The organism is Paenibacillus sp. JJ-223 (assembly GCF_927798175.1).
Taxonomy (GTDB): Bacteria; Bacillota; Bacilli; order Paenibacillales; family Paenibacillaceae; genus Paenibacillus; species Paenibacillus hubeiensis.
In genome coordinates this window covers 27,446-50,025 of the sequence record NZ_CAKMMP010000012.1, presented here as the reverse complement: position 1 = coordinate 50,025, position 22,580 = coordinate 27,446, and the positions used below count along the sequence as shown (strand labels likewise).

The following is a 22,580-nucleotide window of genomic DNA, read 5'->3' as shown; positions in this document are numbered from 1 at the left end:
GACTATGAAGAAATGGATGAACGGTTTTTCCCGCCTTGGCCTGTTTCCGAAGCTGATCCTGGTCATGGTCGTCAGCATCGTCCTCGTATCCGTCCTGATTCTGTATACGACCATTCACATGTCTACCAAACTGTTTACCGAAACGTTCAGCATTACGAATTCGAAGGTGCTCAGCCAAATCAAGGCCAATTTCGAATCATTCAATGATGCGATCGCGGCGGTGTCCAACAACGTCAGCCAAAGTGGGGCGATCCGCGCTTATTTGACCGAAGGGGACGGGGATTCGCTGTCCATGGCCAAATCCTACTACAACATGAGGGAGACGATGGATCGGGTGCAGTCCATCACCGGGAGTTACGAGGTGGGCATTACCATTGGCGGTATCAATGGGCGGACATATTCGACGGACCAATTGCAATATACGATGTTCAAGGACGTATTGAAGGACCACCCGATTACGCGTGAGGCGGCAAACACACCGAATCGCATCATTTTTGACGATTTTACGAGAGAGACCAGTTCCGGGACAGAGCAGATGATTTCAGCGACCAAAGCGCTTGCGGACCGTTCTCAGGGCCGCATCTACGGTACGCTCTACGTCACGATGCGCGAGAGTGTGTTCCGCCAGTTTTACGGCAGTTTTACGAGCAGGGGCAATGACGTCGTCATCTTGAACGAAAAAGGCGAGATCGTTTCATCCAATCGTGAAGAATGGATTGGCACGAGGGAGCTGGACTTGCTGAGCCTTGCCCGGAAAATATACAATGAAGGCTTGAGCAGCGGCATCAACGCGCGGGTGATGGATCAGGACAGCATCGTGTTGTCCGAGTACCTGCCTTTTTACCGATTCTATATCGTCAACGTGGTGGATAAGGAAGAGTCGATGGGTCAGTTGTTGAACATGAAGGCGATTGCCCTGATTTGCGCCGCCATCGTTGCGGTTGCCCTTATCCTTGTATTTCTGATTACCAATCAGATGACCAAGTCGCTCCGCAGGTTAGTCAAACAGATGTCAAACATCACGAAAAGCGATCTGGATAACTATATTCCCGTAAGCGGCAGTTATGAGAGCCGGCAGCTTAGCCATGCTTACAATTACATGCTTGACGAGCTGCATGATTATGTGGACCAGCTGGTCCAGACCCAGCGCGAACAGCGCAACGCCGAGCTGGCCGCATTGCAGAGCCAAATCAATCCGCATTTTCTATACAATACGTTGGCCTCGGTGAAGGTGCTGGTCCAGCAAGGGAACAAGGACCGGGCGGCAGAGACGATCCATGCGCTCATTTCCCTGCTGCAGAACACGATCAGCGATGCGAGCGAGACCGTGACGGTGGAACAAGAAGTCGAAACGTTGAAAAACTACGTCTTCATCAATCATGTGCGATACGGCGGACGGATCAAGGCAGCCTTCTACATCGCTCCGGATTGCACGCAATACCATGTGCCGAAGCTGGTTATCCAGCCCTTTATCGAAAATGCCTTTTTCCATGCCTTCATCCGCAAAGAAACCGGAACCATTCACGTGATGGTATCGAAGGACGGGGAATCGCTGATCTGCGAGATTATGGACAACGGGGACGGCATTGAAGGATTGACGATGGGCGAAGCATTGCCCAATCCCAAAAACAACCGGCAGCTGTTCAGCGGAATCGGCATACGCAACGTGCATGACCGCATCGAGCTGATGTATGGACCGCCATACGGCGTGACCATTATGAGCAAACCGGGAGAAGGAACAAGAGTGACCGTGACACTTCCGCTCATTGGCGGCTGAACCAAACGTATTAATTGCCTAGAAGGAAGCCGGGAGCCCATTTGCAGAACATGCAGATGGGCTTTTTTTATGGCTTTTAGAACAGCGTCTGGTCTTTAGAAGTTTGCAGGTCAGTGGCGAGCAGCGGATTGGGCACCCTTTTTTGTACTATTTTCAGATGTACAAATTCCAAGATCAAAAGAAATTACAAAAAAACAAATTTAATGCAAGCGTTTTCTGGAAGTGCTTTCATTGAGGCGATAGGATGACAAATCCGCACAAAATTATTACTAACGAATCGCGAAAAGGGGATGATAAGATAAATGCATAGAAAGCAAACGCTTTCAAATAACACAAAAATCACTACACATAATGAGGTTAAAGGGGAGTTGAACGGTTTGAAAAAAATGTGGGTATTGATGCTGGTTACTGTATTGCTGCTGTCCGCATGTTCGTCTGGCGGTGGAGGGGGCAACGCATCAGGCGGCGAAGGCGGAAAGAGCGCTAACGAAATCACGATCTGGGCTTGGGATAAAGCCTTCAACGTTGCAGCGTTGAATGAAGCCAAAACAGCTTACGAGAAACAGAATCCTGATCTGAAAATCAACATTATCGAATATGCGCAAGCGGATATTATCCAAAAGCTGAACACAGGCTTGAACTCCGGAACGAGCAACGGACTTCCGAACATCGTGCTGATCGAGGACTACCGCGCTCACAGCTTCCTGAACGCTTATCCGGATGCCTTCAAGGAAATCGGCTCGGCAATCAACGTATCCGATTTTGCAGACTATAAGCTCGGGCCAACTTCGGCGGACGGCAAACAATACGGCGTACCGTTCGATTCCGGCGTAGCGGGTCTGTTCTACAGAACCGATTTGCTGGAGCAAGCGGGCTACAAAGCCGAAGATTTGCAAAACATCACTTGGGACGACTACATCAAAATCGGTGAAGACGTCAAAGCCAAAACAGGCAAACAAATGCTGTCCCTGGACCCGAACGATCTGGGCATCCTTCGTATGATGATCCAGTCCGCCGGTTCCTGGTACTCCAAAGCAGATGGCAAAACGCCGGATCTGGCTGGCAACGCCGCTCTGAAAGAAGCATTCGAAACGTACAAAAAAATGATGGATGCCAACATCGTGCGCCTGCACTCCGACTGGAGCCAATTCGTAGCTGGCTTTAACAGCGGCGATGTGGCTACCGTACCGACAGGCAACTGGATTACGCCTTCCATCAAACAAGAGGCTTCCCAATCCGGCAAATGGGCTGTTGCTCCGATGCCGAAAATGGCTGGCCAAGCCAATTCGGTTCATGCCTCCAACTTGGGCGGCAGTTCCTGGTATGTGATGAACAACGTGCCTGGCGCAGATCAAGCCGTAGATTTCCTGAGCAAAACCTTCGGTTCCGACAAAGACCTGTATCAAACGCTGCTTAACAACATCGGTGCTATCGGCACGTACAAACCGGCTGCCGAAGGCGAAGCGTTCAACAAAGCCGACGAATACTTCGGCGGCCAGAAAATCTTTGCGGACTTCGCAAAATGGACGACAGAAATTCCTAACGTAAACTACGGCATTAACACTTACGGCATCGAGGACATTCTGGTTGTCGAAATGCAAAACTACCTGAACGGCAAAAGCATCGATGACGTTCTGGCAGACGCGCAGAAACAAGCAGAAGCACAATTCAATTAAGATGATCCACGGTAACTCATAAAACCCAAGGAAGCATCGGAGCCGTTCCACCGTCTGGCAAGCCAACCGCCGACCGGACCTCGGTGGAGGCTCCATGGGTTTTATGCATGCTGCATGGAGAGAGAGGAGCCATACTGTGAAAGCCATGAATACGGGAGACAGTCTCCATAAAAAAAGCAATTTGACTGGATGGGCTTTTATCGCGCTTGCTGCCATCGGGATCCTCGTGTTTTATTTCTATCCGATGATTCAGGCACTGCTCTTATCTTTTAAGTCGGGTGCGGGTGCCAACCTCGAATATTCGGGCCTGAGCAACTACAAACGGTTGTTCATCGACACCACGTTCCGGACAGCGCTATCCAACACGTTTATTTACCTGATTATTCAAGTACCGATCATGATCATTCTCGGCTTGTTCATTTCCGTTCTGTTGAACGACAGCACACTCAAATTTCGCAGCTTTTTCCGCGTGGCCATCTTCTTGCCCTGTGTTACCTCGCTGGTAGCTTACTCTGTGGTATTCAAATATTTGTTCGCACCGGACGGCATGGTGAACCAGTTCCTGATGGGATTGCACATCATCGGCGAACCGATTCAATGGATTACCGACCCGTTCTGGGCCAAAATTACGATCATTATCGCCATTACATGGCGTTGGACCGGATATAACATGATTTTCTATCTGTCGTCGCTGCAAAACATCGACCAATCCATCTATGAGGCTGCCCGGATCGACGGCGCGAATGCCTTCACGCAATTTTTCAAAATTACCGTTCCATTGCTGAAACCGATCATTCTGTTCACTTCGATTACGTCGACAATCGGTACGCTGCAGCTCTTCGACGAAATCATGAATATTACGAAGGGTGGTCCGGGTAACGCCACCATGTCGATCTCCCAGTACATCTACAACCTTTCGTTCAAATATTCGCCGGACTTCGGATATGCGGCAACCGTATCGTATTCCATCGTTCTGATCATCATTGTGTTGTCCTTTATCCAGTTCAAAGTGGCAGGTGACCGAAATGGCTAAATTGAAAGTGAAACGCTTCTTTATCTATCTGTTCCTGACGATTGCGGCATTTGTGTCGATCTTCCCGTTTTTCTGGATGGTTGTCAGCTCCACCAATGCTTCGGTCGACGTTACGAAGGGCAAACTGCTGCCGGGTTCCTTTTTTATCGAGAACTTGAACAAACTTATGGATGAAACAAACCTGCTGCAGGCGCTCGGCAACTCGGCCATTATCGCCATTGTTACGACGGTGCTGGCTTTGCTGATCGGTTCCATGGCCGGATACGGTTTTGAAATCTTCCGTTCCAAGTCGCGGGATATCGTGTTCAACATCTTGCTGTTGTCCATGATGCTTCCGTTTGCTGCGATCATGGTACCGCTGTACCGCATGTTTGCCAGCATTTCCGGCATTGCGCCGGGTATCGGCATCAACACGATGGCGGCCGTCATTTTGCCGACCATCACAACGGCATTCCTGATCTTTTTCTTCCGTCAAAACACCAAGATGTTTCCGAAAGAAATGCTGGAAGCCGGACGCATCGACGGTTTGACCGAACTCGGCATTTTCCTGAAAATTTATTTGCCAACGATGAAAACAAGTTATGCCGCTGCGGCAATCATCACGTTCATGAGCAGCTGGAACAACTATTTATGGCCGCTCATCGTGCTGCAAACGCCGGATCAGCAAACGATCCCGCTCCTGATCTCCAATCTGGGTTCAAGCTACGCGCCGGATTACGGGGTCATCATGACAGCGATCGTTATTGCGACATTGCCGACGGCCATCGTGTTCTTCCTGATGCAAAAACATTTTGTGGCGGGCATGGTCGGGTCTGTGAAATAATGGTATCGTGGCAGCAACCGCTTCCAAGATTGCAGAGAGAGGGGAGAACGCCACCTATGGCGTTTCTCTGCCTTTCTGTTTGCATGTAAGGATTATCGTTCCAAACATTTAATAAGTTCAAAAGATGGAGAGGGAGAGAGTCGATGAAAGCAGCAAAGGCAGATTTGAAATGGCTCGGCGATGTAAGCGTATTCGAGGTAAACCGTTTGAAGGCTTATTCGGACCATCGATATTATCGAACAATGGAAGAGGCATTGAAGTCGGATGAAATGGACATGCGCTACAGCCTGAACGGCATGTGGAAGTTCAACTACGCGGTTCGTCCGGATTGCCGTCCGGAGCATTTCTATGCAGCCGATTTCTCCAGCGATGGATGGGATGACATTGAAGTACCCGGACATATCCAGCTGCAAGGCTACGGCCAAATTCAATACGTGAACACCCAATACCCATGGGACGGCTTGAATGAATTGCGTCCACCGGCTCTACCGGAAGACAACAATGCGGTGGGCAGCTACATCCGGACGTTCCACCTGCCGCCAGGTTGGGGAAACAGCCCTGTATATATTTCGTTCCAAGGCGTGGAGTCGGCTTTTTACGTTTGGTTAAATGGCCACTTTGTCGGTTACGGCGAAGATAGTTTTACGCCATCCGATTTTGACCTGACGCCATTCCTCCAAGAGGGCGAGAACAAACTGGCCGTCGAAGTGTACCAACGGAGTACAGGAAGCTGGCTGGAAGATCAGGATTTCTGGCGTTTCTCTGGCATTTTCCGCGAAGTGTACCTGTACACGGTTCCAGCTGCGCATATCCGGGATGTTCGCGTGCGCACAGACCTCGATGCATCCTATTCGAAAGGTACGCTGCAGCTGGACCTGAAGCTTGAGGGAGCAGCGGCTGCAGGCGCTCGCGTGGAGGCTGAATTGCGCGACGCACAGGGAAATGTGGTTCAAACGTTTGGCGTGAATGTACAAGATGGCCAGGCTTCCGTACGCAAAGAAGTCGGTGAGGTAAACCTGTGGAGTGCGGAAATTCCTTACTTGTATCGTTTATACCTGCGTGTATACGACTCGGCCGGGGAACTCGTTGAAGTGGTGCCTCAAGCCGTCGGCTTCCGCGTATTCGAAATGATCGACAAGGTGATGCACATCAACGGCAAACGAATCGTCTTCAAAGGCGTGAACCGTCATGAGTTCAACCCGCATCGCGGCCGGGCCATCACCAAGGAAGACATGCTGTGGGACATTCGGACCATCAAGCAAAACAACATGAATGCGGTGCGTACCTCCCACTACCCGAACCAAAGTTTGTGGTACGAGCTGTGTGATGAATACGGTGTGTATGTGATCGACGAAATGAATCTTGAAACGCATGGATCCTGGCAAAAGCTCGGTGCCGTCGAGCCATCATGGGTGATTCCCGGCGACCGGCCGGAATGGTTGGATATCGTCATGGATCGTGCCGTATCCATGGTAGAGCGGGACAAAAACCATCCATCCATCCTGATCTGGTCTTGCGGCAACGAATCCCATGGCGGCGAAGTGATCTTCAAGGTTTCGGAGTACTTCAGAACGTATGATCCGACCCGGCTGGTCCATTACGAAGGCGTTTTCCATGACCGCCGCTTCAATGACACGAGCGACATGGAGTCGCGCATGTATGCCAAACCTGCGGATATCGAAGCCTATTTGAACGACAATCCGGAGAAGCCTTATATCAGCTGCGAATACATGCATGCAATGGGCAACTCGATCGGCGGCATGCACAAATACACGGAACTTGAAGACAAGTACCCGATGTATCAAGGCGGATTCATCTGGGATTACATCGATCAGGCCATTTACAAAAAGGATCGTTACGGCAAGCCGTTTCTGGCCTATGGCGGCGATTTCGGAGACCGCCCGTCGGACTATTCGTTCTGCGGGGACGGCATCGTGTATGCGAACCGTCAAGTCACCGCAAAAATGCAAGAAGTCAAGTTCCTGTACCAGAACATCAAATTGTTCCCGGACCGCGGCGGCGTGCGCATCGTCAATGGCAATCTGTTCGCGAATACATCGCAATATGCGCTAACGTACAGCCTGGAGCGCGAAGGCGTAACCGTATTAAGCGGAACATTGGAAGCAGCCGTTGCTCCGGGAGAGGAAGCGTTCGTGGAGCTTCCGCTCGCTACCGAGCAGCTTGCGCCGGGCGAATATGCCGTCAATACGGCGTTCGTGCTTCGTGAATCCACGCTGTGGGCGGAAAAAGGGGACGAAGTGGCATTTGGTCAATTCGTGTTTACGCAGGAAGCCGCTGAAGGGGCGTCGGTAACCACTGATCTGAATCAAGTGAACGCTATTCAAGTGGTTGAAGGCGATGTCAACATCGGGGTTCGTGCAGGAAGCACCCATGTGTTGTTCTCCAAAGCGTTCGGAACGCTGGTGTCGCTGAAGTTCTCCGGTCAAGAGACGATTGCCCAAATGCCTGCACCGCTCTTCTGGCGTGCAACGACGGATAACGATAAAGGAACGTCCATGGGCTTTGAGCTTGGGGCATGGTATGCGGCAAGCCTGCTGCCGAAATGCATCGAATGGAAAGCCGAGCAACAGCAGGGTGAGTACCGGATCGAATTTACGTATAAGCTGAATATTTCCACTGAAGTTAAAGCAAAGGTTGCGTATACGGTTCGCGCGGATGGCAGCGTTCTTGTACAGAACACCTATCAAGGAACAGCGGGATTGCCGGATCTTCCGATCCACGCTCTGTCATTCAAAACATCGCCTGAGTTCGACCGTGTACAGTGGCTGGCATTGGGGCCTGAGGAAAACTATGCGGACCGTGCTTTCGGTGCCCGCCTAGGCATCCACGAAAGCTCTGTCGCCGACACGGTAGCGCCTTACCTTGTGCCTCAAGAGTCCGGCAACCGTACCGGCGTACGTTGGGCGAAGCTGACGGATGCGGCCGGACGCGGTTTCCGCATCGAGGCGGCTTCGGCTCCAATCGAGCTAAACGTGTCGCCGTATACGGCTTTTGAGCTGGAGAACGCGCAGCATGCCTATGAACTGCCACCAGTCCACTACACGGTTGTAACGGTGGCGGGCAAACAAATGGGCGTCGGCGGCGATGACAGCTGGGGCGCTCCGGTGCATCCGGAATACCGCATCCCGTCGGACGGCGAGCTTCAATTCGAGTTTGTCATTCGGGCATTGTAATTCGGTTTTGGGAAGTCGGCAATGAAAAAGGCTTTTGACAGCAGGGGTCTCCGGTACGGAGGCCTCTGTTTTTGTTGTAAACCATGAAACCGTTATTATCAAGAGGTGGAATACACCGGGAGGAGGATGGGAAATGGACATGATGACGATTTTGGCGTTTGCTGGCATTTTCGTGATGTTTGGGTTCTATGCTCTCGCTGGTTATTATCTAATTCCATTCATTTCAAAAAAAGCGTTCAAACGTCAGCTGGATGCGTATCAAATTTTGCTAATCATTTTGTTTGGAGTGATCATTGTTCAGGTTGTGCAAGTGCTCATGTATGGGGAGTGGAGAAATTTGGTCACCTCTACAGGAGTATTATTTCCGTTAATGAGCCTGATCCTGGCCCTTCGCATGAGGAAGCGAAACGGAGTGCCAAAGGGCTGAGGTGCTGGCATGCCAAAAACTGCCCGCGATATCATTATTGCAACTTAGATCAGGAAACTGGCTAAACCCGTTGATATAATGAGTTGGGGAGTGAGGGAAATGTCAATTCAAACGATGGAATCGATGGTTAAATGGGTCGACGATAACGTCATGCAGAACCCGTCATTGGAGAACATGTCCTCATATGTAGGCTATTCTCCGTACTACTGTTCCTCCAAATTTCGCGAATTTACTGGAGTCACTTACAAACAGTACTTGGCTAAACGAAAGCTGCTTTGCGCGGAACAACTGCTCATTTCGACCGAGGATAAAATATTGGATGTGGCACTAAGGTGCAATTACTCGTCACCAGAAGCTCTGGCAAGAGCCTTCATTAAAGTATACAAATGCACGCCGACGCAATACCGGGAACGCTATAAACAGAATAAATGTTAAACCAGTAATTCACTCACTCCTAAATTATAGATCAGGGAGTTTAAGAATGATGGATGAAATCGGCAGAAATAATCCGTGCTGGTGCGAAAGTGGACTGAAATACAAGAAATGCCATGCCCAGATTGAAGATCGGATGACTAGTTATGCTCTAAAAGGATACAAAGTTCCCGCTCGCCATTTACTGAAATCCGTATCCCAAATCCATGGCATTCGGGAAAGCGGCAAGATCAATACGGCTATTCTGGATTATATCGGCGATTTTGTGAAGAGCGGCATCCATACCGAAGAAATCAATCGACTGATTCACGAAAAAACGATCGAACTGGGCGGCACGCCGGCACAATTAAATTTCAACGGATATCCCAAGAGCGTTTGCGTATCGGTCAATGACGTTGTATGCCATGGCATTCCTTCAGATAAAATGGTGTTAAAGGATGGGGATATCGTAAATATTGATGTATCTACCTTATATCATGGCTTTTATTCCGATTCCTCTCGCATGTTTTGTGTCGGTGCCGTATCCCCCGAGAAACAGAGGCTTGTGCAAACCACGAAAGAGTGTATGGAATTGGGAATACAGGCCGTGAAGCCATGGGGATTCCTTGGTGATATCGGGCATGTCATCAACGAACATGCAAAACATCAAGGCTATTCCGTGGTGAGGGAACTCGGAGGGCATGGCATCGGCTTGCAGCTGCATGAGGAGCCATGGGTGGGACATGTTGGCAGAGCTAATACAGGCATGTTATTAGTACCAGGTCTTATTTTTACGATAGAACCAGCCCTGAATGTAGGAAGCGCCAAAGTATATACGAGCAAGCAGGATGGATGGACGATGTATACGACAGACCAAAAACCCTCCGCACAGTGTGAAAGCATGGTTTTGGTTACTCCTGATGGCTGTGAAGTGTTGGCTTGGTAATCCACTAAATACTACATCAAAACCCGCCAGAAATGATTCTGACGGGTTTTTGATGCTATATATGTTGAACTAGACATTTACACGTTAACGGAGAGGGCAGAAAGAATCTGGAGAAGCGGAGCGTTCGCCTTTATCACCGGATTTTCCCCTTGAACAAAGGGGGTTCAAAAAAATCTGGGGATAACAGCGATCGGAAGATGGTTCTGACCACGTAGTGACTCTGTGTAATAATCATTAGTTCAACTTATATAGCCCCTTTTTAAAGGGCTTTTTTATGAGAAGGCATATTTCCAAATCAACCAACAGATCAGAACGGAGGCCCAAGAAATGAAACCAAATACGATGACAATCCTATTCTCGCTCCAGCCGTACTTCAAGCTGAAATGATAATGAATCGGAGCCATTTTGAATAGGCGCAATTTCGTGCGTTTATAATACCAGACCTGCAGGATGACCGAAAATTGTTCAGCCAAATAAACGGAAAACAGGATAGGTATTAATATTTCTACCTTCTCAATTACCGCTAGGATGGAGAGTGAACCTCCAATGGCTAGTGACCCGGTATCCCCCATAAATGCTCTGGCTGGATAAATATTATAGAAAAATAATCCGAGCAGACAACCAATCATGACAAGCGAAAATGTTTGTACTTCCTGCTTGTCTGATATTAGAAAAAAGAAAAAATAAGTTGGGATCGCAACATTGATCAATAACCCGTCTAGACCATCTGTGAAATTGATTGCGTTTGCTGATCCAACCACAAATAGTAACATGATCGCTATGTACACATAAACGGGCAAGTGTAGTTGAAAACCATGGAATAACGAAATATCGCTCGTCATCGTAAACGAATGGAACAAAGTGATCAGCAGAATTCCGGTAAATGCGAATTGAAACATAAGTTTCGTCCGTCCGGATATGCCTGATGGATCTTGCCACACCGCCTTTTTGAGATCATCCATAAAACCAACAGAACTGAACAAGAGAAACGTCATGCACAAAAAAATCATCCATGGTGTAGGATGAAATTGTAGAGATGTTACCACGCCTACAAGTAAAATGAGACCCGCCATCAGTGGTGTCCCTTGCTTGGCTTGATGATCAGGGGGTAATTCAGACCGGATGGGTTGTGTTAATTTCAGATTGCGTAATCCCCAGATGAGTAGTGGTGTTAAAAACGCTACAAGCAAGAACGAAAGACCGGATATCCCCAGTATTCCAAACACGCTGAACTCCCCCTTCCTTGTTATATGATGAAATCGCCTGCAAACGATTCAGTTATCCCTCAAAATCAACTATACCTAAGGCTTAGAATTCATTAAAGTGAAAGTTTGCACGGCTTTTTTTCTTATTTTCGGGATAAGTCGGTGACCGGGATGATCGTTAAAGCAATCATGGATTAAAGTATGAGTCTCATGCTTACCATGACATGTTTGCTGTTGGATTCTCTAATAGAAACTGACAAAAAAGGATTTCGACAGTATAATTGTTTTGAATATCCTATACGGCACTGACCTGGAGGACGGCATGCAATTTCAACCAATCTATGATGATGGGAAAGTACTTTTACCGAAGATCGAATTAAATATGGCATCGGACCAAGCGATTGGCATCATAACGGACTTGAAGCGAAAGCAGCTTTTCATCAATCAACTCGTGGACCATTCCCAATATTACATATTTCGAGCCGGGCAAAATGAATACATACGTTTAACGGTGGAAGAACTGATCCATTTTTTAATCCAAGTATCGGAGAGCAGCGAGCGTGTTGCTTCGTTACTGGATTATTTTACTTTAAAAGAAGAACGAAAAGTAAAAATCAAAGATTTAAGCTCATCGAAAAGGATGTATGTGACCTTGCTGCGCGTCTTTTTTGCGCATCAGCCTACACTTGTCCTGGAGGAACCTTATTTTTACTTGGAGGAAGAAGACCGTCGTCATTTTAAACGGATTTTGGATGACCTTTCGAAACAAAAGCAGATTTTAATGTTAACTTCGAACTTAGAGGATGCCATGATTTCCTGTGACGCCATTTATCGATGGAACGAGCTCGGTTTTCATCCATTGGATATACGGGACTCGGAAGAGGATAAGCAGGAAGCACAGGAACAAGATCGAGCCAATATCACTTTGCAAAAGATTTATACGAAAAGAAATGACAAAGTGATTTTATTTGATCCGCCTGAAGTCGATTACATCGAAAGTATGGATGGTTCGATTGTTGTACATGTAGATGGAGAAAGTTATACCTGTGCTTTGACGCTAACCGAGCTTGAGCAGAGATTGAACCATTTCGGATTTTTTAGGTGTCATCGATCCTACATCGTTAACTTGCAAAAAGTAAGAGAGATTATTACATGGACGAAAAATAGCTACAGCTTGCGCTTAAACACAGGTAAAGATGCGGTGGTTCCGTTATCCCGTTCCAAATTGCAGGAATTAAAAGCGCTGCTTAACATTTGAAATGTTTGCGAAGCAAACATCACTTCGTAAGCCTATATCATTTCCGGGGCAATAATCGAACCGATCAAGCATTCCGGGGTACCATTCAGGCGATAAAAGCTACATTTCGGCGGGTTTTGATGGCTGAAGGCATGCCATCTTTATATGCTTAAGGCATCAACGCTAAGGAAGTGGTGTTCATGGACGTGATTCATGTGGAACATATTCGAAAAAGGTTTGGAAATAAGGATGCGTTATCAGACGTGTCCTTTTCCATTCCGAAAGGAGAAATTTTCGGTTTCCTGGGTCCGAGCGGTTCGGGAAAAACGACATTAATCAAGATTTTGACGGCGCAATTACATCCGACAAGCGGACAGGCAAGTGTGTTTAACGAGCCAGCGGAGATGATGCAGCAGTCTGTACAGAAGATGCGCTTTGGCATATTAACGGATAACAGCGGTCTGTATGAGAGATTAACGATTGAGGAAAATCTGGAGCTGTATCGTAAGTTATACGATCTTCCTAAATCCTCGGTCGATATGGTTCTGCAGTTTGTAAACTTAAGCGGAGAGCGCAAGAAGAAAGTCAATCGCTTATCGAAAGGGATGCGCCAACGTGTCATGTTGGCATGCGCGGTGATCCATGAGCCGGAATTGTTATTTTTGGATGAGCCTACCTCCGCTTTGGATCCGGTAAACTCGGCACATATTTATAAAGGCTTACGCAGCTTGAATGAGAAAGGCACAACGATTTTTTTAACCACGCATGATATGGCTGAGGCAGAATGGCTATGCAACCGTGTAGCGATTTTGCATCAAGGACGAATCCAAACCATCGGCTCGCCTAAGGAGCTTAAAAAACAGCATCGGGAAAACGTACTTTGTGTGGACTTAATCAATGGAGAAGCTTACGAGCTCCCGATCAATGAGGGAACGGCTGATCTAATCGCAGACTGGATGAAACAAGGGTTCATAGATCGTTTGGAAACGAAAGAGCCAAATCTGGGTGAGATCTTTATTAAAATGACAGGAAGTGAGCTGCTGTGAGTATCTCATTAAAACGTGCCCGAGCGATATTTGTGAAGGATTACAAAGAGTTTTCGCGCAATTATGCGCTCTCCATTATGTTGATTTTCCCTATTATTCTCGCGCTTCTTATCCGTGGTGTAGACTCGTCTTTGCCCTTAGCTTCCGTGGCTGGAACTTTCGCTACCGTTCTTAATCTTTCGTTTGTGTTGCTGACCTGTTTCGCGCAAGCATGCTTGATTGCGGAAGAAAAGGAGCGTAACACTTTACGATCATTAATGATGACTCCAGCCACGGCCCTGGACGTTTTAATCGGTAAAAGCAGTCTGGTCTTTATCATGTCTGCTGTCGTTCTGGCTGTTTCTACGTATATATTCGGCTTTGTGCCAGCTAGTATATGGGCTTTTGCAGCGGCCGTTATTCTTTCGATGATTCTATACATCGCGGCCGGAACGATCTGCGGCTTATTTTCCAAGACACTGCTGGATGCATCGTTATCCATCCTTCCTGTGGCGTTCATATTCACCGGGGCACCATGGGGTGTATTTTTGGCGGATGATTATCCGATCTTCAACGTACTGGAATATGTTCCAAGCAGTCAGCTGGTGCATTTGCTGGGTATAAGCGATACAGGCTTTGCGACGGGAGATGTATTAAAACCCCTCCTTATTATTTTGATATGGACAGTTGCATTAACGATTGTGTCTGTCGTTTTGTATCAACGAAGATTAAAGGATGAGTAGAGTATATTCGCGTATTTCTACGAAGGAGGGATCCATTTCCGATGAATGCAGCCGTCAAGTTGATGCAAAAGCTCAAAGACCGCGTTACCCGGAACAAGTTGAAGTTCTACCGGGATCAAGTGGAGCTTATCAGGAACCGGAATTTACATGCATGGGATGATGGGCAGCTTCAAGCGGAGTCCCTCCGGCTGCAGAAAGAAGCACAATCGGGCACGCCTTTAGATGAGCTGCTTGTCGATGCTTATGCGTTAGTGTGCGAGGCGGCGCAGAGAAAGCTCGGATTACAGCCTTACGATGAGCAGATCATGGCTGCCATCGCTCTGCACGACAGATTTTTGATCGAGCAGCATACCGGCGAAGGAAAAACGCTGTCTGCGGTTATGCCTGCTTATCTAAACGCGTTGACCGGCAAAGGCGTTCATGTGCTGACGTTTAACGATTACTTGGCAAAACGGGATGCGGAGTGGATGGGCCCGATCTATCGTTTCCTCGGGTTAACGGTCAATTCGGTCCAAGCAGGCATGAGCCTGTTCGAGAAACGGGAAGCCTACGCCAAGGATATCACCTATGTTACGGCTAAAGAGGCGGGATTCGATTATTTGCGGGACACGATCGCGATGAGCGAAGCCGATACCGTACATCGTCCTTTCCACTACGTCATCGTCGATGAGGCGGACTCCCTGCTTCTTGATGAAGCGCGGGTGCCGCTAGTCATTAGCGGCGATTTGGAGGTTTCCGAAAGTGAGGGCATTCTTTTCGCAGAAGTGGCCCGGCAGCTGCAGCCTGCAGAGCATTACGACTTCGACGAGTTCCGGCGGAACGTGTACTTGAATGATGCGGGTGCTGCGAAAGCGGAACTGCTGCTGGGATGCGGTAATTTGTATGATAGCCGTAACAGCCATTTGTTAACGTCATTGAATTGCGCGCTGCATGTGGAGTCGTTACTAAAAAAAGACGTCGATTACATCGTTCGGGACGGTGAAATCGAGCTCATCGAAGAATATACCGGCCGTGTGGCCGAGAACAGGTATTTGCCGGACGGGCTGCACGCCGCGCTTGCCGCCAAAGAAGGGCTGGAGTGGAAAGCCGGCGGGAAAGTTCTCGGGACGATTACCATTCAACACTTCATTAGCCTGTATCCCGGCATTTGCGGCATGACGGCTACAGCGTACGCTTCCGCAATGGAGTTCAAAGATATTTATGCGCTGCGGGTCGTGCAAATTCCGCCGCATCGACCAAACATCCGGATTGACCACCCGCACCGGATTTATACCCATAAAGAAGCCAAATATAAGGCGCTTGTACAAGAAATCACGTCTGTCCATAGGGTGGGACGCCCTATTCTTGTGGGTACATCAAGCGTCGAGGAGTCTGACATGCTGGCCGAGGCGCTGGCGGTTGCCGGCGTGCCATGCCATGTTCTGAATGCGAAAAACGATGCGAAAGAAGCCGAAATCATCGCCAAAGCGGGAGAAATCGGCGCCGTAACGGTGTCTACGAATATGGCGGGACGCGGCGTCGACATTCGGCTCGGCGGCGGCGATCCTGCACAGGCCGAAGTGGTCGCCAAGCTGGGCGGGTTGTACGTGATGGGTACGCATGTGAACGAAAGCGTGCGAATTGACGACCAGCTGCGCGGACGTTCCGGCCGCCAGGGCGACCCGGGAGCTTCCGTATTTTATATAAGCCTGGAAGACGAGTTATTGCTTCGCTTCGGCACCCATAAAGCAGTTCGCGTTCCCAGGCAGGATGAGGCCCTTGAAGATCCGGCGCTCCGCAGCCAAATTACCCATATTCAGCGCGTGATTATGGGCCAGAACTTCGATATCCAGCAGGAACTGAACGCTTATTCGGATATGGTGGAGGATCAGAGGCGAATGTTATACGCGGAGCGGCTCCGCATTTTGAAAGGCGAGCTGCCGATGAGCCCTTCGGAGCAGCGGGTACGGCTTTTTTATATCGACGAGTTCTGGGCCGAGCATCTGGCATACGTTTCTTACCTTCGCGAAAGCATCCACTTGGAGAGCATTGCCAGCCGCAATCCAATCGACGAATTCCACACCCAAATCACCCAGGCTTACGAGCAAATTCCGGCTAAAATCAATCAGGAGTCTGCGAATATGCTTCGCAGGCTCGCGGGTTCAAATGATCCGGCGGAGTGGGAAAGGCTCGGTCTGAAAAGCCCTGCCTCTACCCGAACCTATATGATCAACGATCAATACATCCAGAATAAGCGCAGCTCATGGACCGGAACGACCGTATTCGCGTATTTGGGCCGCAAGATTTTGAGGCTGGTGCTGTGGCCGGTATACAGGCTGTCGAAATATTGATGGACGGTGAAAATCGAAAAAAGCCGATTTTACGTTTTCGTCAACAATTCGTCAGCAACTCGGCATTGAACAGGAATTCAGCAATAAAGAAAAACGGGAAAACCCTTGTCATATAAGGGATTATAAAAACAAATTCGGGGCCCTCTTTCGAGAGCCCCTTTCATGGGAGAGGAGAAACCGGACGAAGAGCTTATGGGGAAACGTAAGTCTTCTCCGCGGTTGTCTACGACACTTTTGATGTCGATAATTATAGAATGGCCGGAACAGGGACATTTTATACATGCATTGCCAAAATGAGTTTCACTTTTTTTGCCTGTCCAGAAGACGGGCCTTTTATTTTTCAAACCGTTCCCGAGTGTGGTACGATAGCTTTATCATTAAACTTACATAGAGAAAAGGTGACTCGTCAGTGAGAGTGGTATCGGGAAGTGCCAAAGGAAGGCCGTTGAAGGCTGTTCCCGGCACGGGAACGCGACCGACGACCGACAAGGTGAAGGAAGCGTTGTTTAGCATGATTGGACCTTATTTTGATGGAGGAACAGCGTTGGATCTGTTTGCGGGCAGTGGGGGTCTCGGCATCGAGGCGCTTAGCCGCGGCGTGGACAAGGCTGTTTTTGTTGATTTGGAACCGAAGAGCATTGAAACGATTCGCGCCAATCTAAAGGCAACCAAACTGGAGGATCAAGCCGCCGTATACCGTAATGATGCGGGGCGTGCGCTCAAAGCGCTGGCAAAGCGCGGCACGCGGTTTGATCTCGTATTCCTGGATCCGCCTTACCGCATGAAAAACGGGGACGAGCTGATGCAGACGATGCATGATCTGGAGCTGCTGGAGCCGGAAGCGACGATTGTGCTCGAATACGAATCCAAGTATGAATATCCGGAGCAGTTCGGCCCGTTTGAACAGACGCGCAAATCGGTTTACGGCGAAACGGCGGTTTCCATCTACCGTTATGAGCCGAACGAGGCGGAAACGAAAGAGGACATCACAGAGGAGGCACAACCTCATGACTAACGCGAAAACAAATGGCGAACGGATTGCGGTATATCCCGGGAGCTTCGATCCCGTGACGATGGGACATCTCGATATTATCGAGCGGGCTTCCAAGCAGTTTGATCGCGTCATTGTGGCCGTTCTGAACAATATGAGCAAAAATCCGCTTTTCACCGTTGAAGAGCGCACGGATCTGATTGCCGAAGTTACGGCTCATCTGCCCAATGTGGAAGTGGATACGTTCCGTGACCTGACGGCGAATTATGTGCGGGAAAAGAATGCCCAGGCTATCGTTCGCGGCGTGCGCTCGGTGACCGATTTCGAATACGAACTGCAGATCGCTTCCACGAACCGCAAATTGAACCCGGATGCGGAAACGATTTTTATGATGACGAATCCCAAATATTCGTATTTAAGCTCCAGCATCGTCAAGGAAATCGCCCATTACGAAGGGGATGTGACCGACCTTGTGTCGCCTGAAGTAGAGATCGCGCTGCGACGCAAGATCAGGGAGAAACGCGGCGATTGATCCACAGGAGCAGTCCTGACAGGACGGCCATAGCGAACAGTAAAACGGACCAAATGACAAGTGCCGCCGGAACAGCATGCCACAAGGTGTAAGGTCCGTCGGCGTAATGCCGAAACAGCGAGTATCCTTGGAACCAGTCCGCACCATCGGCATTTGCATAAGGGTGGAAGGTTGCTTGTACTCCCGGGAGGTATCGGGCAAACGGCGTCCAGAGCAGCAGTGAAGCACCAAAAGCAATGAGCCCATGAAGGACGCGGGCTGCCGCAAAACGGAACAGGTTGCCTTTCGTCATGGAAATGGATTTCAATGCTGCGAACACCTGCAGGTGAGAACAAAGCCCTCCCCAGCCGAGAACGGCAGCGGTCAAGGCAATGAGCATGACTTGATCCAGATGGGATTTGCTTAAATGGTATACGCCCAGGTGCATCTCAAGAAAAGCGGGCCACATCGCGACCGGGGAGCCGGGCGTCAGGAACAAGCCGAGCAGGCGGATCAGAACAGCAAAAACAATGATGTAACCTCCCGTCATCATCAAGGTTTGCACAGCCTGAGATACGGTATCGCCAAGCAGTTTGCCGAATGAACGGCCGTCGAGAAGGTGCGCCTCCCGGGCTGCATTCAGCATTCGGCGAAGGAGGTTTCTTGGTGGATGGAGGGAGCTTGGGGCAGTCTGAGAGGCTGTCCTGTTTTTGGACCCGATCGGTCCTTTATGGCTGTGCTGCGGCGGCGTTGTCTGTGGAGACGATGCTTCCTGACTGGTCGCCATCGGAGTTAATCGGCTTAAGAGGATGGCCGTGATCCAGGCGCTAAACCAGTGGACGAGCAGCAGAAAATATCCGGCAGCCGGCTGCTGAAGAAATACGGCTCCGATCACCAATACAATGACCATCGGATTGGCGAAATGGGCGAATGACGCAAGCGCTGCGGCCTGCCTGTCGGTTAATTTTCCCTCTTCCGCAAGCCTTGCCGTCATATCTGCGCCTGCCGGGAATCCGCCGATCATGCCAAAGGCAAAAACAAGACCGGCCTGGCCGGGGAGACGAAAGCATGTTTTCATCAACGGCTCGAACAGTACGCCAAGGGCAGCGGTAAAACCGAAGGCATGCAGCATTTGAGATAACATCAGGAACGGCAGCATGGAGGGGAAAATCAGTTTCCACCAAATGTCCAGTCCCTGAATGGAAGCGTCGAAGGCTTGTTTGGGCGAGAGGACAACGGCGACAACCAGCAATAAAGCACCTGTGCTCATAAGTATGGTACGTAATGGGCCGGATCGGGCGGCCTGGGTCTGCATTATCATCGGTTCACCTCAATATGATAATAGGCGTTTGCTTTCAAACGCGTTTGCTTCCGGGGTGGACGGCCGAATGGCGTCCGCAGGACGATTCGGCCTTGGCCGGACAGGCGGCAAAGCAAGGGCGGCCTACCCGGCCTGTACCATTGTATGCTGGAGCATGAGGGTGTTAGACTAATAAATATCGTAGCAAACGTTAAGAACGGGGGTGTGCAATGAATCGGATTCGGAAATCGGGCGGTTTCAGAGTTTCGATCTTCGTGATCGTGGTCGCTCTGATCGTTTACGTAACGGTGTACATGCCGACGCCGTACATCATTTACATGCCCGGCAGCGCGGATGAGGTCAAACCCATGGTCACCGTGAAGGACGGGGACAGCGAAGAACGCGGGACATTTATGATGACGACGGTATCGGCCACGTATGCCAACGTGTTTTTGCTTGGCGCCTCGTTGTTTAACAAAAATGCCGAGATCGATAAGAAAGAAGATCGGTTGCGGGGCAAAACGGAGGCCGAATATTCGGCGGAGCAAGTATGGTTCATGAGCGATTCGCAGTCTTCTGCCATGGAAGCCGCGTACGAGAAGGCAGGAATCAAATATGCCATCGTACCGGAGCATATATTTGTGTTCGGTTTATCGGAAGATCCAAAACCGCAGGGGGACATCGCGCCGGGAGACATCATCTTGGGTGTAAACGGAACGGCGACCCCGGACAACACGGTGCTCTCGGCTCAACTCAAAAACCTGAAGGTCGGTGACACGGTTGAAATGCAGTTGGAACGGGGCGGCGAGACGATTAGCCGGGACGTGAAGCTGGTGGAAGTAAAGGACAGCAAAACCGGGGAAACCCGGCCAGGGCTCGGCGTGATGATCGGCACCGTGCAAAAGGTCAAACCGGAAGATTCCAGCAAACAAATCACGTTTACGGATACCCGGGTGGGCGGTCCATCCGCTGGTTTGATGTTTACGCTGGAAATTTACAACCAGTTGACCCAAGGGGACCTCACCCATGGACACCGGATTGCCGGGACGGGTACGATCACGAAGGACGGCGTTGTTGGCCCGATCGGCGGGGTCGTGCACAAAATCGTGGCCGCCGACCGGAAAAATGCGGAGGTTTTCTTTGTCCCGCAGGACAATTATAAGGATGCTGCGGCCAAAGCCGAGCAGATTGGCAGCAAAATGAAAATCGTTCCCGTGAGCACGGTAGACGATGCATTGGCTTATTTGAAGACATTGACCGTGAAATCGTAAAATCATGTTCCGCAGATGGACGGTGTCGGGAAAATAACCTGATTAGGCTAATTTCACTTCGATAGATCATTTGGGTGTATTCCCGTTTCAGCAAAAAGAGCGATCAAGGAGCAGGCTGCTGCCTGACCTGGTCGCTCTTTTTGGTTTTCCAAGGTGCCAAGGGACGCGAAACTGCGTTAAAAGAGGGACATGCCGGGCTGAGATCGAGAATGGCCTGGGACGATTTGCGGCACAGAGCAAGTTATACAAGCGTCTGAACGCAGCGGAATGGTTCATGCATTACGGCAGCCTTTACTGTGCGCAGGTAGGACGAAATATCCCCTCCTCAGAGACCTTATCTGCCTCGTTTGGCATATTGTGCGCCGATTTTTGCCCTGGAATGTAGTATGATGCGCTGGAGGTCGATGGCGTTATTCATTTCTAACGAACCCTAGGCACGTTATCGGGAGCTGATCGTGGGTTGAATCTGTAACGAACTTCAGGCACGCTAATCGTGACGAAATGAGCTGAAATGCAGCTAAAATGCTGAAATAAGGTGCGTCAGGTTCGTAAGCCACAGAATTACGCGAAATATGGCGAAATAAGGTGTGTCAGGTTCGTAAGAGCTCGGGATGACTGATAACGAATAACGAATGACGAATGACTATATAGATTGAACCGGAAATTTACACGATAACGAAGAGGGCAGAAAGAATCTGGAGAAGCGAAGCGGTCTAAAAGCTTTCTGAAAGAAAGCTGCTTCGGAAGCATAGGCTTATCACCAGATTTTCCCCTTAACTAAAGGGATTCAAAAAATCTGGGGATAACAGCGATCGGAAGATGGTTCTGACCGCGTAGTGTCTCTGTGTAAAAATCTTTGGTTCAACCTATATAATAACCAATGACTAGTGTCCAAAACTGAAAATGATCAAATGGCTGATGGGGCAGTGTGATCAAATGGCTAATAGACTACGAAGTAAGTAAGTGAACCATGACCAAGCAGCAATGGTGTCAATGAACCAATGAAGGCCCGCAATCATACGAATGACTGCGAGCCTTTTTGTCATTGCAGCTCAATAGAAGCATATATGTTTCGGATTTCATGATGGATTACAGCCTTACCGGTGGCTCGAAAAAATCGCTGAACATCATGCGGGAGCTTGTCTGTTCATATGCAAGGGCATATGCGGCCTGTGCTTGGATATCCATTTCCAGGTGAGGGTGCGTGAAGCCGGAAGGTTTCATGACCACAGGCAAGGAGGCCGTTTTTTTCATTTGTTTTAATAACGTTTGGCCAGTGGCATTGAAACCGAGCACGCGCAGATAACCCGGACCTTCGGATAACGACATGGGCGACAGCTCTTCCTTGCCGTGATTGAGCAGCACATGGGTAAGCATGCGCTGCAGCTTGGTGCGCGTATAACGTTTGGTTTTGAGGGCGGCCAGCAGCGCTTCGACGCTGGGCTCCGGCAGTTGGGCCAGGGCACGGCCCAACCGGTGTTCGAGGCCTTCCGTGACCTCGGCGATGCGCGCCAGCTCGGAGGCACGGCGCGTGGCCGCGATGTGCAGCAGCGGCCGCGCCAGGCGCTCCCAATGCACGGGAGCGCGCCCTTCCTGCCATTCGCGCCGCAGAATGGCAAGCGAAGCCGCCGGCACGTACGGCGCGTACCGGTGCCGCCTACCACGAGGCGACGCCCGGAC

The 22,580-nt window shown here is 49.7% G+C and carries 18 protein-coding genes; 15 read left to right on the top strand and 3 right to left on the bottom strand.

Going from position 1 to position 22,580, the window contains the following annotated elements; translation table 11 throughout:
• Positions 1-4 precede the first annotated feature (4 nt).
• The 8 genes from L6H98_RS20300 (at position 5) to map (ending at position 10,287) form a co-directional block, all read left to right on the top strand.
• Entirely contained in the window at positions 5-1,777 is a 1,773-nt protein-coding gene (locus tag L6H98_RS20300) for a sensor histidine kinase (RefSeq protein ID WP_236417882.1), read from the top strand.
• Between the two features lie 386 nt (positions 1,778-2,163).
• Positions 2,164-3,453, top strand: a complete 1,290-nt coding sequence (locus L6H98_RS20295) for an extracellular solute-binding protein (RefSeq protein ID WP_236418482.1) — start codon at positions 2,164-2,166, stop codon at positions 3,451-3,453.
• Between the two features lie 145 nt (positions 3,454-3,598).
• Positions 3,599-4,486: a sugar ABC transporter permease gene (locus tag L6H98_RS20290; protein WP_236418479.1), complete on the top strand. Its 888-nt coding sequence runs from the start codon at positions 3,599-3,601 to the stop codon at positions 4,484-4,486.
• The gene (locus tag L6H98_RS20285) at positions 4,479-5,309 is read left to right on the top strand and encodes a carbohydrate ABC transporter permease (protein WP_236417878.1); all 831 of its coding nucleotides are present in this window, start codon (positions 4,479-4,481) and stop codon (positions 5,307-5,309) included. The genes L6H98_RS20290 and L6H98_RS20285 overlap by 8 nt, the downstream gene beginning before the upstream one ends.
• A 143-nt stretch (positions 5,310-5,452) precedes the next feature.
• On the top strand, positions 5,453-8,503 hold the full coding sequence (locus tag L6H98_RS20280) for a glycoside hydrolase family 2 TIM barrel-domain containing protein (RefSeq protein ID WP_236417877.1): 3,051 nt from the start codon (positions 5,453-5,455) through the stop codon (positions 8,501-8,503).
• Between the two features lie 133 nt (positions 8,504-8,636).
• Positions 8,637-8,930: a hypothetical protein gene (locus L6H98_RS20275; protein WP_236417876.1), complete on the top strand. Its 294-nt coding sequence runs from the start codon at positions 8,637-8,639 to the stop codon at positions 8,928-8,930.
• Between the two features lie 99 nt (positions 8,931-9,029).
• Positions 9,030-9,365, top strand: a complete 336-nt coding sequence (locus L6H98_RS20270) for an AraC family transcriptional regulator (RefSeq protein WP_236417875.1) — start codon at positions 9,030-9,032, stop codon at positions 9,363-9,365.
• Between the two features lie 46 nt (positions 9,366-9,411).
• Complete coding sequence (gene map, locus L6H98_RS20265) at positions 9,412-10,287, top strand: type I methionyl aminopeptidase (protein WP_236417873.1); 876 nt, start codon at positions 9,412-9,414, stop codon at positions 10,285-10,287.
• A 272-nt stretch (positions 10,288-10,559) separates the two neighbouring features.
• Here the strand turns inward: map and mraY are convergent, their stop codons facing one another.
• Entirely contained in the window at positions 10,560-11,513 is a 954-nt protein-coding gene (gene mraY / locus L6H98_RS20260; protein WP_236417871.1) for a phospho-N-acetylmuramoyl-pentapeptide-transferase, read from the bottom strand.
• 301 nt (positions 11,514-11,814) lie between these two features.
• Here mraY and L6H98_RS20255 point away from each other — a divergent pair, with 301 nt between their 5' ends.
• The 6 genes from L6H98_RS20255 (at position 11,815) to coaD (ending at position 18,350) form a co-directional block, all read left to right on the top strand.
• A complete protein-coding gene (locus L6H98_RS20255) occupies positions 11,815-12,750 on the top strand; it encodes a LytTR family transcriptional regulator DNA-binding domain-containing protein (protein WP_236417870.1) in 936 nt (311 codons plus the stop codon).
• A gap of 179 nt (positions 12,751-12,929) precedes the next feature.
• A complete protein-coding gene (locus L6H98_RS20250) occupies positions 12,930-13,775 on the top strand; it encodes an ABC transporter ATP-binding protein (protein ID WP_236417868.1) in 846 nt (281 codons plus the stop codon).
• Positions 13,772-14,497, top strand: a complete 726-nt coding sequence (locus tag L6H98_RS20245) for an ABC transporter permease (protein WP_236417866.1) — start codon at positions 13,772-13,774, stop codon at positions 14,495-14,497. The genes L6H98_RS20250 and L6H98_RS20245 overlap by 4 nt, the downstream gene beginning before the upstream one ends.
• Positions 14,498-14,538: 41 nt before the next feature.
• The gene (locus tag L6H98_RS20240; RefSeq protein ID WP_236417864.1) at positions 14,539-16,827 is read left to right on the top strand and encodes a DEAD/DEAH box helicase; all 2,289 of its coding nucleotides are present in this window, start codon (positions 14,539-14,541) and stop codon (positions 16,825-16,827) included.
• Between the two features lie 409 nt (positions 16,828-17,236).
• Positions 17,237-17,842, top strand: a complete 606-nt coding sequence (rsmD, locus tag L6H98_RS20235; protein WP_236417862.1) for a 16S rRNA (guanine(966)-N(2))-methyltransferase RsmD — start codon at positions 17,237-17,239, stop codon at positions 17,840-17,842.
• A complete protein-coding gene (coaD, locus tag L6H98_RS20230; protein ID WP_236417856.1) occupies positions 17,835-18,350 on the top strand; it encodes a pantetheine-phosphate adenylyltransferase in 516 nt (171 codons plus the stop codon). The genes rsmD and coaD overlap by 8 nt, the downstream gene beginning before the upstream one ends.
• On the opposite strand, the gene L6H98_RS20225 is transcribed toward coaD, so the two are convergent.
• Positions 18,328-19,650 (bottom strand): nucleoside recognition domain-containing protein, encoded by a 1,323-nt coding sequence (locus L6H98_RS20225; RefSeq protein WP_236417853.1) that lies wholly within the window; start codon positions 19,648-19,650, stop codon positions 18,328-18,330. The two genes, coaD and L6H98_RS20225, sit on opposite strands and share 23 nt — an antisense overlap.
• 209 nt (positions 19,651-19,859) lie before the next feature.
• On the opposite strand from L6H98_RS20225, the gene L6H98_RS20220 reads away from it, so the two are divergent.
• Positions 19,860-20,900, top strand: a complete 1,041-nt coding sequence (locus tag L6H98_RS20220) for a SepM family pheromone-processing serine protease (RefSeq protein ID WP_236417852.1) — start codon at positions 19,860-19,862, stop codon at positions 20,898-20,900.
• Between the two features lie 1,089 nt (positions 20,901-21,989).
• Here L6H98_RS20220 and L6H98_RS20215 read toward each other — a convergent pair.
• The coding region (locus tag L6H98_RS20215) for a nucleotidyltransferase family protein (protein ID WP_236417850.1) at positions 21,990-22,580 on the bottom strand (591 nt) is incomplete at its 5' end.

Coding starts and splice junctions, on each gene's coding strand:
- L6H98_RS20290 (WP_236418479.1), top strand. CDS start 3,599: ATGAATACGGGAGACAGTCTCCATAAAAAAAGCAATTTGACTGGATGG.
- L6H98_RS20295 (WP_236418482.1), top strand. CDS start 2,164: ATGTGGGTATTGATGCTGGTTACTGTATTGCTGCTGTCCGCATGTTCG.
- L6H98_RS20240 (WP_236417864.1), top strand. CDS start 14,539: ATGAATGCAGCCGTCAAGTTGATGCAAAAGCTCAAAGACCGCGTTACC.
- L6H98_RS20285 (WP_236417878.1), top strand. CDS start 4,479: ATGGCTAAATTGAAAGTGAAACGCTTCTTTATCTATCTGTTCCTGACG.
- L6H98_RS20275 (WP_236417876.1), top strand. CDS start 8,637: ATGGACATGATGACGATTTTGGCGTTTGCTGGCATTTTCGTGATGTTT.
- L6H98_RS20300 (WP_236417882.1), top strand. CDS start 5: ATGAAGAAATGGATGAACGGTTTTTCCCGCCTTGGCCTGTTTCCGAAG.
- L6H98_RS20250 (WP_236417868.1), top strand. CDS start 12,930: ATGGACGTGATTCATGTGGAACATATTCGAAAAAGGTTTGGAAATAAG.
- L6H98_RS20225 (WP_236417853.1), bottom strand. CDS start 19,650: ATGATAATGCAGACCCAGGCCGCCCGATCCGGCCCATTACGTACCATA.
- coaD (WP_236417856.1), top strand. CDS start 17,835: ATGACTAACGCGAAAACAAATGGCGAACGGATTGCGGTATATCCCGGG.
- map (WP_236417873.1), top strand. CDS start 9,412: ATGATGGATGAAATCGGCAGAAATAATCCGTGCTGGTGCGAAAGTGGA.
- L6H98_RS20220 (WP_236417852.1), top strand. CDS start 19,860: ATGAATCGGATTCGGAAATCGGGCGGTTTCAGAGTTTCGATCTTCGTG.
- L6H98_RS20255 (WP_236417870.1), top strand. CDS start 11,815: ATGCAATTTCAACCAATCTATGATGATGGGAAAGTACTTTTACCGAAG.
- L6H98_RS20270 (WP_236417875.1), top strand. CDS start 9,030: ATGTCAATTCAAACGATGGAATCGATGGTTAAATGGGTCGACGATAAC.
- L6H98_RS20280 (WP_236417877.1), top strand. CDS start 5,453: ATGAAAGCAGCAAAGGCAGATTTGAAATGGCTCGGCGATGTAAGCGTA.